The 13865-nt window shown below is 70.1% G+C and carries 10 protein-coding genes and 1 riboswitch; of the genes, 4 read left to right on the top strand and 6 right to left on the bottom strand.

The genetic code is table 11. The features are described from left to right. Window positions 1-42: 42 nt before the first annotated feature. Window positions 43-2862 (bottom strand): bifunctional acetate--CoA ligase family protein/GNAT family N-acetyltransferase, encoded by a 2820-nt coding sequence (locus OG798_RS37990; RefSeq protein WP_328758411.1) that lies wholly within the window; start codon window positions 2860-2862, stop codon window positions 43-45. Between the two features lie 178 nt (window positions 2863-3040). Here OG798_RS37990 and OG798_RS37985 point away from each other — a divergent pair, with 178 nt between their 5' ends. After that, complete coding sequence (locus OG798_RS37985; protein ID WP_054229914.1) at window positions 3041-3322, top strand: HPr family phosphocarrier protein; 282 nt, start codon at window positions 3041-3043, stop codon at window positions 3320-3322. A 183-nt stretch (window positions 3323-3505) separates the two neighbouring features. Here the strand turns inward: OG798_RS37985 and OG798_RS37980 are convergent, their stop codons facing one another. The 4 genes from OG798_RS37980 to OG798_RS37965 form a co-directional block, all read right to left on the bottom strand. Further along, entirely contained in the window at window positions 3506-4201 is a 696-nt protein-coding gene (locus OG798_RS37980) for a GntR family transcriptional regulator (RefSeq protein WP_095852192.1), read from the bottom strand. Window positions 4202-4413: 212 nt separating this feature from the next. Next, window positions 4414-5178, bottom strand: coding sequence for a M23 family metallopeptidase (locus OG798_RS37975; RefSeq protein ID WP_097224582.1), 765 nt, complete (start codon window positions 5176-5178; stop codon window positions 4414-4416). Window positions 5179-5190: 12 nt separating this feature from the next. Continuing rightward, window positions 5191-5351: riboswitch (cyclic di-AMP (ydaO/yuaA leader) on the bottom strand. 246 nt (window positions 5352-5597) lie between these two features. Beyond that, entirely contained in the window at window positions 5598-6986 is a 1389-nt protein-coding gene (locus OG798_RS37970; protein WP_095852194.1) for a M16 family metallopeptidase, read from the bottom strand. Beyond that, window positions 6983-8323 (bottom strand): M16 family metallopeptidase, encoded by a 1341-nt coding sequence (locus tag OG798_RS37965; protein ID WP_095852195.1) that lies wholly within the window; start codon window positions 8321-8323, stop codon window positions 6983-6985. Before OG798_RS37965 ends, OG798_RS37970 begins: the two co-directional genes overlap by 4 nt. A gap of 279 nt (window positions 8324-8602) precedes the next feature. Between OG798_RS37965 and OG798_RS37960 the strand changes: the two genes are divergently transcribed. Beyond that, window positions 8603-11062: a DNA gyrase/topoisomerase IV subunit A gene (locus tag OG798_RS37960; RefSeq protein WP_095852196.1), complete on the top strand. Its 2460-nt coding sequence runs from the start codon at window positions 8603-8605 to the stop codon at window positions 11060-11062. Between the two features lies 1 nt (window position 11063). Here the strand turns inward: OG798_RS37960 and OG798_RS37955 are convergent, their stop codons facing one another. Next, the gene (locus OG798_RS37955) at window positions 11064-12203 is read right to left on the bottom strand and encodes a CobW family GTP-binding protein (RefSeq protein ID WP_328760125.1); all 1140 of its coding nucleotides are present in this window, start codon (window positions 12201-12203) and stop codon (window positions 11064-11066) included. Between the two features lie 410 nt (window positions 12204-12613). Here OG798_RS37955 and OG798_RS37950 point away from each other — a divergent pair, with 410 nt between their 5' ends. Together OG798_RS37950 and OG798_RS37945 are read left to right on the top strand one after the other, a co-directional pair. Continuing rightward, on the top strand, window positions 12614-13120 hold the full coding sequence (locus OG798_RS37950; protein ID WP_095852198.1) for a DUF6082 family protein: 507 nt from the start codon (window positions 12614-12616) through the stop codon (window positions 13118-13120). 302 nt (window positions 13121-13422) lie between these two features. Then, the gene (locus OG798_RS37945) at window positions 13423-13563 is read left to right on the top strand and encodes a hypothetical protein (RefSeq protein ID WP_179436418.1); all 141 of its coding nucleotides are present in this window, start codon (window positions 13423-13425) and stop codon (window positions 13561-13563) included. Window positions 13564-13865: the final 302 nt, after the last annotated feature.

Raw genomic sequence — 13865 nt, 5'->3', positions numbered from 1 at the left:
GACGACGGGCCGGCACGGTACGGGCCACCGGACCGGCAGGGCTCAGACGACGGGAAGCGTGCGGGGGCCGAGGTCGTCGCGAACGGGGGCGCGGGCCAGCCGCACGGTGGCGCCGAGCACGCTCAGGCCGCGCGGGGCGACCACCACCGGCTCCAGGGAGACGGCGACGACCTCCGGGTGGTCGTCGACCAGCCGCGAGACGCGCAGCATCAGCTCTTCGAGGGCCAAGGTGTCGACCGGCGCCGAGCCACGCCAGCCGAACAGGAGCGGCGCCGTCCGGATCGACCGGACCAGCGAGCTCGCGTCCCGGTCGGTGACCGGAACCAGCCGGTGTGCCGTGTCCCCGAGCAGCTCCGACGCAGCTCCGGCCAGGCCGAACGAGAGCACCGCTCCGGCCGCCGGGTCGATGACGGCGCGTACGACCGTGTCGACCCCGCGCGGCGCCATGCCCTGCACGACCGGGCGCAGCACTTCCGGCGTTCCGAAGAGGTCGGTCAACTCCGTGTACGCCCTCCTCAGTTGCGTCTCGTCCGTCAGGTCCAGGCGTACGCCGCCCAGGTCGGCGCGGTGTCTCAGGTGCGGTGCGGTGGTCTTGAGGGCCACGGGGTAACCGAGGGTGCGCGCGGCCGCCGCGGCCTCGTCGGGTGTCGGCGCGGGCAGTGCCCGGTGTACGTCGATGCCGTACCGCCCGAGCAGCACGCAGGCGTCCTCGGGGGCGAGCGTCAGTCCCGAGCCCCGGGAGAGCAGCTCGTCGATCTGCTCGGCGGCGCCCTTCTCGTCGATGTCCTCGTACTCGGGGACCTTGCCGGGGTCGGCCGCCTCGCGCCGCCACTGGGCGTACTTCACGGCCTCGCCGAGGGCGCGGACGGCGCGCTCGGCGGCGGGGTAGGCGGGGATGAGCCGGGGGCTCGCCTCCGAGGGGCCGCCGACCGTGGTGGCCGGGCGTTCGGCGGGACGGGGTGCCTGGCCCGCGCCGGGTGCCGTGGACGCCGCCTGTGGTGCGGTGCTGGCCGCCGCCGACAGGGCCTCCGCGAGCCCGCCGAGCTCGACGTGCACCACGAGCACCGGCTTCGCCGGGGCCGAGGCCGAGGCCGATCGCAGGGCCTCCGCCAGGGCCGCGTCCTGGGCCGACGTCTCCCCCACCGCCGGTATGGCGGTCACCACCACGGCGTCGCACCTGTCATCGGCGAGGGCTTTCGTCAGCGCCCGGTGGAAGTCCTCCGCCGAGGCCGCCGTGGTCAGATCCAGCGGAGGAAGCGGTCGCAGTCCTTCGGCGAGGCACGCGTCGAAGGTCAGCAGCCCCAGGGACTCCGAGTTGCCGAGGATGGCCACCCGGGGTCCGGCGGGGAGCGGCTGGCGGGCCAGCAGAAGCCCCGCGTCGACCAGCTCGGTGATCGTGTCGACCCGGATCACCCCGGCCTGCCGCAGCAGCGCGGACACGGTGGCGTGCGGCAGCCGGGTGGCCCGTACGGCATGCCCCTGGGGAGCGGCGGCGTGCCGCGCGCCCTGGACCACGACCAGCGGCTTGGCGGCCGCCGTCCGCCGGGCGAGCCGGGTGAACTTGCGCGGGTTGCCGATGGATTCGAGGTACATCAGGGCGACGTCGGTGTCCGGGTCGTCGTACCAGTACTGGAGTACGTCGTTACCGGACACGTCCGCCCGGTTCCCGGAGGAGACGAAGGTGGACACTCCGGTCACGCCGGTGACGCCGCCGCCGCGCCGGTGCAGCCGGGAGAGCAGCGCGATCCCGATCGCGCCGGACTGGGCGAACAGGCCTATCCGCCCGGGGCGCGGCATCTCGGGCGCGAGCGAGGCGTTGAGGCGCACTTTGGGGGAGGTATTGATCACCCCGAAGGCGTTCGGTCCGATGATGCGCATCCCGTACGTGCGCGCCTGGCGGACGAGTGCGCGCTGGCGCTCGCGTCCGGCGGGGCCGCTCTCGGCGTACCCGGCAGAGACGACCACGAGGCCCTGCACCCCGTGCTCGCCGCACTCCGCGACGACTTCGGGGACGTACGGCGCGGGCACGGCGACGACCGCGAGGTCGACGGGCTCGGCGATGTCGCGGACGGAGCGGTGGGCCGGGACGCCGCCGAGCTCCTTCTCCTGGAGTGCCTTGTTCACGGCGTACAGCCGCCCGGTGAACCCGGCCTCGCGCAGGTTGTCGAGGACGCTGCGTCCCACCCCGCCAGGGGTGCGGCCCGCTCCGATGACGGCGACCGAGCCGGGCGCGAGCAGTCGCTGCACGGACCGCGCCTCGGCGCGCTGCTCCCGCGCGCGCTGCACGGCGAGCGAGCGGTCGGTGGGTTCGAGGTCGAACTCCAGGCGTACGACGCCGTCCTCGAAGTGCCGCTTCTGCTGGTAACCGGCGTCCGTGAACACCTTGATCATCTTGCTGTTGGCGGGCAGTACCTCGGCGGCGAAACGGCGGATCTCGCGCTCTCTGGCGACGGCCGCGATGTGCTCCAGGAGGGCCGAGGCGACGCCGCGGCCCTGGTGGGCGTCCTGCACGAGGAAAGCGACCTCGGCCTCGTCCGCGGGCAGCGAGGCGGGCCGACCATCAGCATTAATACGGTCATAGCGTACGGTGGCGATGAACTCGCCGCCGACCGTGGCCGCGAGTCCCACCCTGTCCACAAAGTCGTGGTGCGTGAAGCGGTGGACATCCTTGGCGGACAGGCGCGGGTAGGGCGCGAAGAAGCGGTAGTACTTCGACTCGTCCGAGACCTGCTCGTAGAAGCTCACCAGCCGCTCGGCGTCGTCGACGGTGATGGGCCTGATGCGGGCGGTGCCGCCGTCGCGCAGCACCACGTCGGCCTCCCAGTGGGAGGGGTACTCGTGCCGGTCCGACGAGGTCTGCATGGGCCCCAGAGTACGGCTCGCGTCCGACAACGGCGCGAGGCAGGCTAGGGGCACCGAAGTCGGATCCAGGCCGGGATCCGACGCGGAGTTCGGGACGGGAACAACACCCTGCCCGGACTCGCTTCACGTTGTGGAACACTGGTCTAGACAACCCTGAACACCTGAAGGGCAGCATCACATGGCTGAGCGCCGCGTCAACGTCGGCTGGGCCGAGGGCCTCCACGCCCGTCCCGCCTCCATCTTCGTCCGGGCGGCCACGGCCTCCGGTATCCCCGTGACGATCGCCAAGGCGGAGGGCAACCCCGTCAACGCGGCCTCCATGCTGGCGGTCCTCGGCCTGGGCGCCCAGGGCGGCGAGGAGATCGTCCTCGCCTCGGACGCCGAGGGCGCGGACGCCGCGCTCGACCGGCTGGCGAAGCTGGTGGCGGAGGGTCTCGAGGAGCTCCCCGAGACCGTCTGAGTAAGAGCCCTCGATCGGGGTTCCTCAATTGATGGCGGGAGTGGTCTTCGCACCAAAAGACCCCGCCCCGCACGCATTCGAAGGGCTCGCCCGAAAACATCGGGCGGGCCCTTCGCTTTTTCTAATTGCGGGCAGCAGAAATAATCCCCCGCGAATTACCCCTCTTTGTATACGGTGCCGGTGTTAATGACGCACGCCCGTCATGTTTACGGGATGTTGCGAAGTCCTCACACGCTCCGGACGATCTCCCACGCCGGGAAAACGCAGCCGGTGCGCGACCGTCGCACGCTCGGCGTGCAGCGCCGTGACGGCCCGCGCCCGCTCGCTGTCGCCGCGCGCCACCGCGTCCACGATCCCGCCGTGCTCCGCCCAGGACTCCGCCGGATTGGCCGGCGCCTCGACCGCGTACATCCAGGCGATCTTGTGCCGCAGCTGGGCCAGCGTGGAGGTCAGCGCGGGGCTCCCGGAGGCCTGCGCGAGGGTCTCGTGGAACCAGCCGCCGAGCGAGCGCAGATCCTCGCTGTTCCCCTTCCTGGCCCGCTCCTGCCCCAGTCTGACCAGGCCTCGAAGCACCTTGAGGTGGGCCTCGGTACGCCGCTGCGCGGCCCTCGCGGCGCCCAGCGGCTCCAGGAGCATGCGCATCTCGAGCAGGTCCGCGGCCTCCTGCTCGGTGGGCTCCGCGACGCACGCGCCCGCGTGCCGACGGGTGACGACGAAGCCCTCGGCCTCCAGCGTGCGCAAGGCCTCGCGCACGGGGACCCGCGAGACGCCGTAGCGTCGCGCGAGCAGTTCCTCGGTGAGCCGGCTGCCGCGCTCGTAGACACCCGCGACGATGTCGTCACGGATCGCCGTGCATACCGAGTGCGCGGGAATGCGCATGACCGGACCTCCGCCTTAATCCCCGCGAAACGCGGTCGATTGACGCTTGTTCAGCGACTCTATTGCAGAGAACTGGAATTTCCGATGGCGGGCCGGAATCCATGGATATTTTTTGGACAGACAGCCGTTCGAAACGACGAAGCCCCGGCTGAGGGGAGCCGGGGCTTCGGAAGTGTTGACGCCGGTCGTCAGGCGTTCGGGGTGTGCGAGCGTCAGACGTTCACGCCGTGCGAGCGGAGGTAGGCGACCGGGTCCATGTCGGAGCCGTACTCCGCCGTCGTACGGGCCTCGAAGTGGAGGTGCGGCCCGGTGGTGTTCCCGGTGGCGCCGGAGAGGCCGATCTGCTGGCCCGGGGTGACCGTCTGCCCCACGGAGACGCCGATGGACGACAGGTGGCCGTACATCGTGTAGGTGCCGTCGTGCATCTTCAGGACGATCTGGTTGCCGTACGCGCCACCCCAGCCGGCCGTGACGACCGTGCCGGAGCCGACCGCGTGGACCGAGGTGCCGGAGGCGGCGTGGAAGTCGACGCCCGTGTGACTGCCGGAGGACCAGAGGCTGCCGCCGGTCTTGTAGCCGGTGGAGATGTACGAGCCGGTGATCGGCAGGACGAAGGTGTTGAGGCGCTTGCGCTCGGCGGCGCGGGCGGCACGCTCCTTGGCCTCGCGCTCCTTCTTCGCCTCCTCGGCGGCCTTCTTGCGCGCGGCTTCTTCGGCCTTCTTGCGCGCGGCGGCCTCGTCGGCGGCGCGCTGCTGGGCGGCGGCCTGCGCGTCGATCTGGGCGGCGACGCTGTCACCGAGGGTGACGGCCTGGGTCAGCCCGGTCTGCTCGACGGAGGCGTCCGCGGCGAGTGCCGGAGCGGCCAGGGTTCCGATGACACCGGTGGTGGTGAGCGCGGCGACGCCGACGGCGTTCGTGGTGGAGCGCTTCACGCGGCTCGGACGGCGGTGTTTCCCGGGGCCACAGGTGAACGCCATGTAGGGGCTGATCCTTTCCTTCCCTCTCGCCTACCGGGTTAGCTGACGGGTTCGGAGCAGGAAGGTCTCCTACGGACTCCCTCCAGGGAGGGCGTCCGATTCACCCCAGGGACTACGTGTGGGTCCCCGGCTCCCCTGGCTCGCGCCGTACGGGGACTCGGCGATGACTGTCCGGTGCCGCGGGCGCGGCGCACTGCCTGACGAACAGCCGCACCGACGCTAGACGGGGCGTCTTTCAATCAACAAACGGATCACGGCTTTTGTAGTGCATGCCACAGGGCAGACGGGCAACCTCCCTACCAATACGGACATCTTGGGGATGAAGTCCGCGCGAAGACCCGAGCGGAAATCCGATCAAAAAGGGGCCCGGGCGACTCTTCAGTCACCCGGGCCCTACGGAGTCACGCTCCGTTGAACCTCTACTCCGCCGGAACGACGGTCACTTCACCGATTCCGAGGGCCTTGACGGGCTCCTGGATCTGCGCGGCGTCGCCGACGAGGACGGTCACCAGACGGTCCACCGGGAAGGCGCTCACGGCGGCCGCGGTGGCCTCCACGGTGCCGGTCGCGGCGAGCTGCTGGTACAGCGTCGCCTGGTAGTCGTCCGGCAGGTACTGCTCGACCTGGTCCGCGAGCGTGCCCGCGACGGCCGCCGCGGTCTCGAACTTGAGGGGCGCCACCCCCACCAGGTTCTGTACGGCGATGTCGCGCTCGGCGTCCGTCAGGCCCTCGGCGGCGAGGGTGCGCAGCACCTTCCAGAGGTCGTCGAGCGCCGGGCCGGTGTTCGGGGTGTCCACGGAGCCGCTGATGGCGAGCATCGCGATACCGGTTCCGTCCGGCGCGGCGCGCAGGACCTGGCCGAACGCCCGCACACCGTAGGTGTAGCCCTTTTCCTCGCGCAGGACGCGGTCCAGGCGCGAGGTGAGGGTGCCACCGAGGCAGTACGTGCCGAGCACCTGGGCGGGCCACACACGGTCGTGCCGGTCGGCGCCGACGCGGCCGATGAGCAGCTGCGTCTGGACCGCGCCGGGGCGGTCCACGATGATCACACGGCCGGTGTCGTCGGCGGCCACCGACGGCACGGGGCGCGGCTCGGCGGACGAACCGGTCCAGTCGCCGAGCGTCTCGGCGAGCAGCGCGTCGAGGTCGACGCCGGTCAGGTCGCCGACGATCACAGCGGTGGACGTGGCGGGACGTACGTGCTTGTCGAAGAAGGCGCGTACGGCCGCCGAGTCGATCTTCTGGACGGTCTCCTCGGTGCCCTGGCGCGGGCGCGACATGCGCGAGGTCGCCGGGAACAGCTCCTTGGAGAGCTCCTTGGCGGCCCGCCGGGCCGGGTTGGCCGTCTCGTGCGGGATCTCGTCGAGCCGGTTGCGCACCAGCCGCTCGACCTCGCTGTCCGCGAACGCCGGTGCCCTCAGGGCGTCGGCGAGCAGCCCGAGCGCCTTGGGCAGGCGCGAGACGGGCACTTCGAGCGACAGCCGCACGCCGGGGTGGTCGGCGTGCGCGTCGAGGGTGGCGCCGCAGCGCTCCAGCTCGGCGGCGAACTCCTCGGCGGAGAGCTTGTCGGTGCCCTCGGAGAAGGCGCGCGCCATGATCGTGGCGACGCCGTCGAGGCCCGCGGGCTCGGCCTCGAGCGGCGCGGCGAGCAACACCTCGACGGCGACGACCTGCTGGCCGGGGCGGTGGCAGCGCAGCACGGTCAGGCCGTTGTCCAGCGTGCCGCGCTCGGGCGCCGGGAAGGCCCAGGGCTTGGGCTGACCCGCCTGGGGCTGCGGGTGGAAGTCCATGGTGGCGAGCTCGGTCACTTCGCCGCCTCCTCGTCCTCTTCGGTGGTGCCGGCAGCGACCGGCTCGTACACGAGCACCGCGCGGTTGTCGGGGCGCAGGCGGGCCTTCGCGACCTCCTGGACCTCCTCGGCCGTGATGTCCAGGACGCGCTGTACGGCCGTCAGGGCGAGCTGCGGGTCGCCGAACAGGACGGCGTACCGGCACAGTTCGTCGGCGCGGCCCGCGACCGTGCCGAGCCGGTCCAGCCACTCGCGCTCCAACTGGGCCTGGGCGCGCTCCATCTCCTCGTCCGTGGGGCCCTCCTCGGCGAACCGGGCGAGCTCCGCGTCGACGGCGGACTCGATCACCGGGACCTCGACGTCACCGGACGTCTTCACGTCCAGCCAGCCCAGGGAGGGCGCTCCGGCGAGCCGCAGCACGCCGAACCCTGCCGCGACGGCGGTGCGGTCGCGGCGTACGAGCCGGTTGTAGAGCCGGGACGACTCGCCACCGCCGAGGATGGTGAGCGCCACGTCAGCCGCGTCGGCCGCGCGCGTGCCGTCCTCCGGGAGCCGGTAGGCGGCCATCAGAGCGCGCGCCGGGACCTCCTCCTCGACGACCTCGCGCAGCTGCCCGCCGATGACCTCGGGCAGCGAGCCGTCGCGCGGGGCGGGCTTTCCGTCGTGCCCGGGGATGGAGCCGAAGTACTTCTCGATCCACGCGAGCGTCTGCCGCGGGTCGATGTCCCCGACCACGGAGATCACCGCGTTGTTCGGCGCGTAGTAGGTGCGGAAGAAGGCGCGGGCGTCCTCCAGGGTCGCCGCGTCCAGGTCCGCCATCGACCCGATCGGGGTGTGGTGGTACGGGTGGCCCTCGGGGTAGGCGAGCGCGGTCAGCTTCTCGAAGGCGGTGCCGTAGGGCACGTTGTCGTAACGCTGGCGGCGCTCGTTCTTGACGACGTCCCGCTGGTTCTCCATGGACTCGTCGTCGAGTGCGGCCAGCAGCGAGCCCATGCGGTCGGCCTCCAGCCAGAGGGCGAGCTCCAGCTGGTGGGCGGGCATCGTCTCGAAGTAGTTGGTGCGCTCGAAACTGGTCGTTCCGTTGAGGGAGCCGCCCGCGCCCTGCACCAGTTCGAAGTGGCCGTTGCCCTTCACCTGGCCGGAGCCCTGGAACATCAGGTGCTCGAAAAGGTGAGCAAGGCCGGTACGGCCCTTGACCTCGTGCCGTGAGCCGACGTCGTACCAGAGGCACACCGCCGCGACCGGGGTCAGATGGTCCTCGGAGAGCACCACGCGCAGGCCGTTGGCCAGGCGGTGCTCGGTCGCTGTCAGGCCGCCGGAGCCTGCCTCAGCTGTGGCCGTGTGACCCATGGGCATGTACGTCCCTTCGATCGCGGAAACTGCAGAATTCCTGCCGGTCCTGCCACTGTATGCAAGCGCGCCGACAGGTGGCGAAGTTCCCGCACCTCGTACGCCGAGAGCGAGAATTCCTGAGGTGGGAGGCCGGACTTCCGGTCACCGTGAGCGAGCGGAACCGGGCTCCGCGGAGCCTCTATGGACGGGTCGCGGTCGGCGTTGTCAGTGCGGCGGTCCACAATGGTGCGCGTCAGAACCCGTTCATGCCCCGGCAGAGACTGTGAAGGAGCCGCAGCAGCGATGGCCCGCCGCAGCACGAAGACCCCGCCGCCCGACGACTCGTACGAGGAGAAGATCCTCGACATCGACGTCGTGGACGAGATGCAGGGCTCCTTCCTCGAATACGCGTACTCGGTCATCTATTCGCGAGCCCTGCCGGACGCCCGTGACGGCCTCAAGCCCGTGCACCGCCGCATCGTGTACCAGATGAACGAGATGGGGCTGCGCCCCGACCGCGGCTATGTGAAGTGCGCCCGCGTCGTCGGCGAGGTCATGGGTAAGCTCCACCCGCACGGCGACGCGTCGATCTACGACGCGTTGGTGCGCCTGGCCCAGCCGTTCTCCATGCGCCTGCCGCTGGTCGACGGCCACGGCAACTTCGGCTCGCTCGGCAATGACGACCCGCCGGCCGCCATGCGTTACACCGAGTGCCGGATGGCCGACGCCACGTCACTGATGACCGAGTCCATCGACGAGGACACGGTCGATTTCGCGCCGAACTACGACGGCCAGGAGCAGGAGCCGGACGTCCTCCCGGCGGCGTACCCGAACCTGCTGGTCAACGGCTCGTCCGGGATCGCCGTCGGTATGGCGACGAACATGCCGCCGCACAACCTCGGCGAGGTCATCGCGGCCGCCCGCCACCTGATCCGCTATCCGGGCGCCGACCTGGACACGCTGATGAAGTACGTGCCGGGCCCCGACCTGCCCACGGGCGGCCGGATCGTCGGCCTGACCGGGATCAGGGACGCCTACGAGTCGGGCCGCGGCACCTTCAAGATCCGCGCCACGGTGTCGGTGGAGGACGTCACGGCGCGCCGCAAGGGCCTCGTCGTCACCGAACTGCCCTTCACCGTCGGCCCGGAGAAGGTGATCAGCAAGATCAAGGACCTGGTCAACGCCAAGAAGCTCCAGGGCATCGCCGACGTCAAGGACCTCACCGACCGCTCGCACGGACTGCGCCTGGTCATCGAGATCAAGAACGGCTTCGTGCCGGAAGCGGTCCTGGAGCAGCTCTACAAGCTGACGCCGATGGAAGAGTCCTTCGGCATCAACAACGTGGCGTTGGTGGACGGTCAGCCGCTCACCCTGGGCCTCAAGGAGCTCCTCGAGGTCTATCTCGACCACCGCTTCAACGTCGTGCGCCGCCGCAGTGAGTTCCGCCGCGGCAAGAAGCGCGACCGTCTCCACCTGGTCGAGGGCCTCCTCGTCGCCCTCCTGGACATCGACGAGGTCATCCGCCTCATCCGCTCCAGCGACAACTCGGCGCAGGCGAAGGAGCGCCTGATCGAGCACTTCTCCCTCTCCGAGATCCAGACGCAGTACATCCTGGACACGCCGCTGCGCCGCCTGACCAGGTTCGACCGCATCGAGCTGGAGTCGGAGCGCGACCGGCTCAACGGCGAGATCGACGAGCTGACCGGCATCCTCGACTCGGACGCCGAGCTGCGCAAGCTGGTCTCCGGAGAACTGGCCGCGGTCGCCAAGAAGTTCGGCACCGACCGGCGCACGGTGCTTCTGGAGTCCGCGGGCACCCCCGCCGCGACGGTCTCGCTCCAGGTGGCCGACGACCCGTGCCGGGTGCTGCTGTCCTCGACGGGCCTGCTGGCTCGTACGGCCAACGGCGACCCCTTCGGGGAGGCCGAGGACGCCAAGCGCACCAAGCACGACCTGATCGTCTCCGCGGTGCCGGCGACGGCCCGCGGCGAGATCGGGGCGGTCACGTCCTCGGGCCGACTGCTCCGGCTGAACGTGATCGACCTGCCGCAGCTGCCGGAGACGGCGTCGGCGCCCAACCTCTCCGGAGGCGCGCCGATCACGGAGTTCCTGTCCTCCCTGGAGCCGGACGAGACGGTGGTCTGTCTGACGACGCTCGACGAGTCCTCGCCCGGTCTGGCGATCGGCACCGAGCAGGGCGTCGTGAAGCGTGTGGTCCCCGACTACCCCTCGAACAAGGAGGAGTTGGAGGTCATCACCCTCAAGGACGGCGACCGGATCGTCGGCGCGGTCGAACTGCGCACCGGCGAGGAGGACCTGGTCTTCATCACCGACGACGCCCAGCTGCTGCGCTACCAGGCCTCGCAGGTCCGCCCGCAGGGCCGGGCGGCGGGCGGCATGACGGGCATCAAGCTCACCGAGGGCGCGAAGGTGATCTCCTTCACCGCGGTCGACCCGGCGGTGGACGCGGTGGTCTTCACGGTGGCGGGCTCACGCGGCACGCTGGACGACTCCGTCCAGACCACGGCCAAGCTGACGCCCTTCGACCAGTACCCGCGCAAGGGCCGCGCCACGGGTGGCGTGCGCTGCCAGCGGTTCCTGAAGGGCGAGGACTGCCTGTCGCTGGCCTGGGCGGGCGCGGTTCCGGCCCGGGCCGCGCAGAAGAACGGCACACCGGCCGAGCTGCCGGAGATCGACCCGCGCCGTGACGGCTCGGGGGTGTCGCTGGCGAAGACGGTGTCGGTGGTGGCGGGCCCGGTGTAGATCAACCGGTCTCTTCGAGACCGTCGGGCTCCTCGTCCTGTACGTGGCTGTCCTGCACGTAGCGGTCTTGTACGTGGCTGTCCTGCACGTAGCGGAGGACGCCCCACATGCTGTGTTCGTCGGCGTGTGGGACGTCCTCTTGGCACGCCTCCAACTCCTTGGCCAGAGCCGCGGTGTCGATGCCGGAGCCGATCAGCACGAGCTGGGTGAGGCGCGGCTCGGCCAAGGCCCAGGGCTCCGGGTAGAAGCGCAGAAACCGCCCGACGGCATGCACGGCGTACCGGTTGTCCCGGTCCTGGACGCCGAAATCGACGTAGCCCTTGATGCGGTAGAGCCCCTCGGGCCTACTGTCGAGGAAGTTCATCAACTCCCGCGGACCGAGCGGCACTTCGGAGCTGAAGGAGAGGGATTCGTAGGCGGAGTGCAGGTGGTCGTGGTGCCCCTGGGGACCGCTCTCGTCGTGCCGGTGGAGGTCGTCGAAGGACAGCTGCCCGATGCGCTCCTCGCTCGGCCTGCAGTCGAAGAGGAACTCGGGATCGACGCGGCCGTAGGTGGCGGGCACGACGGCGGCCCGGTCGACAAGCCCGCGTACGGTGCGCAGCACGCGCTCGCCGTCCTCGGCTCGGTCGATCTTGTTGACGACGACGAGGTCGGCGAGGGCGAGGTGCCGGTCGATCTCGGGATGCTTCTCGCGCGCAGCGTCGAACTCGGCCGCGTCGACCACCTCGACGAGCCCTCCGTAGACGATCCGCGGATGCTCGCTGGCCAGCACCATCCGCACGAGCTCCTGCGGCTCGGCGAGGCCGCTCGCCTCGATGACGATGACGTCGATACGAGCCGAGGGCCTGGTCAGCCGACCGAGATACTCGTCGAGCTCGCTGGCGTCAACGGCGCAGCACAGGCATCCGTTCCCCAGCGAGACGGTGGAGTCCCCCAGCGCCCCGGCCACGGCCATCGCATCGATCTCGATCGCCCCGAAGTCGTTGACGACGGCGCCGATGCGGCTGCCTCCGCTGCGGTGCAGGAGGTGGTTGAGCAGGGTGGTCTTGCCTGAGCCGAGGAAGCCGGCGAGGACGACGACCGGGATCTGCCGGGCGGAAGCTCCGTCGCCGTGGACCTGGTCACCTGAGGTCTGGTCGATCAGGACCTGACCTGAGGTCTGATCGATCGGGACCTGCTGCGGGCTGGGCTGGCTCAACGGGCGACCTCTTTCACACCGACGCGTGCTCCGGCTCATGAACCGGCTCGTGGACGAGGACGGCTCGTGGACCGGCGCTCGTACGGGTAATGGCTGCCGACCAAGGATACGAGCGGGAGGAATCCCCGCGAAGTGAACGATTGTTAGCGGCGCTCGCGGGGCACACGTTGGGCATGGCGCCGGGAAACGCGACCCGCACTTCCCTCCGTGCGCCTCCTCTCCGCCTCCCCGCCGATCAGAGCCGCTCGGCAAAACTGGGAGACGGCAAGCGCGCCGCCCACCGCTCGCCGGTCCGCTCCCTGTCGCCCCACAACCGACGACCGGCGGAACGGTCGCCTGATTCGGGGGTTGACATGGCCACACAGAATTCCGCGATACGGAGGCTTGGCTCAGGTGCCTGGGCCAAGCTCGCCCTCGCAGCCAACGCCGTCGCGGAACGCAGCTCACGGCAGCGCAGGCGCGCCGTGCTCACCGAGCAGCACCGGCTCCATTTCGATCTGTTGTGCAAGGCCATGGACGATCCCGCCCTCGCCGCCGTCCTGAACACGTACGAGACGGAGATCAGCTCCGAGGAGCAGCGGCAGTACCTCTTCGCCAACGCGCTCTACATCAACGCCCTGTATTTCCACCGGATCGGGGCTCTGACGCGTGCGGAGCTGCACGGCCACTTCCGCATCATGTGTCAGAACCAGATCTTCCGGGCGTACTGGGTGGCGACGGAACACCACCGCAAGAGCCTGCCCGACTCCTCCGAAGAGGCCGAACTGGGCCGGATGATGGACAGCCTGATCCAGGATCAGACTGATTCCGACACCGACGAATGGTGGGTCGTGGGGGAGCCGGACGAAGAGACGCCCTGACCCCTGGTGCGCCCTGCACACGGCCCTCGCGTGCCGTCAACGGAAGATGCCGAGGTGCACTCCGCTGCCCATTGTCTCCTTGCGCACCACGGGCACCAGGAGCCGATAAATTGTCGCCCGTCCGGACCTCCGGGCACTCCGACGAACACCCTTGCGCTCGGAGACAGACCTCTTGCATCCGACGAACATCTCGGCTCGGAGTCAGCCACGCTCCGAGGACCCCGCGACTCGGAGCCACCCATCACTCCGAGCCATAAGGTCGGTATCACCCCGTGGAGATCACGACATATGCCGTGGCAGTCGTGGCTGCCATCCTGCTTCCCGTCCTGATAGCCGTACTGGTCGCCTGTCTCAGCCCCAACGCCGACCAACGCGGCGACGCGTACCGCGTCCTGGCGCGCATATGCAGCACCGTGGAAAAGGTGTTCCGGCGTGGGACATGACGCCGCAGGTCACCACGCATCCACTGGCGGCGTGAGCCGGACGCCCCGCACGCGCGGGAGTGCGCCGCCAGTGACCTCGACGCGTACGTATCACCCCAATGCTACTTTTCGTCAAGGGAAGATGCCAAAGTTCACTCGACTGCTTGGTTGCTTTGCGCACCATGGGCAACAAGAAGCGCTAAATTGTCGCCTGCCCGGTCTACGGGCACTCCGACGAACACCCCTGCGCTCGGAGACAGATCTCTTGCCTCCGACGAACATCTCCGCTCGGAGTCAGTCACGCTCCGAGGACCCGCGGCTCG

The sequence above is a fragment of the Streptomyces sp. NBC_00271 genome (genome assembly GCF_036178845.1).
Classification (GTDB): domain Bacteria; phylum Actinomycetota; class Actinomycetes; order Streptomycetales; family Streptomycetaceae; genus Streptomyces.
The sequence above is the reverse complement of the archived record's forward strand: the minus strand, read 5'-3'. Positions and strand labels throughout refer to the sequence as shown.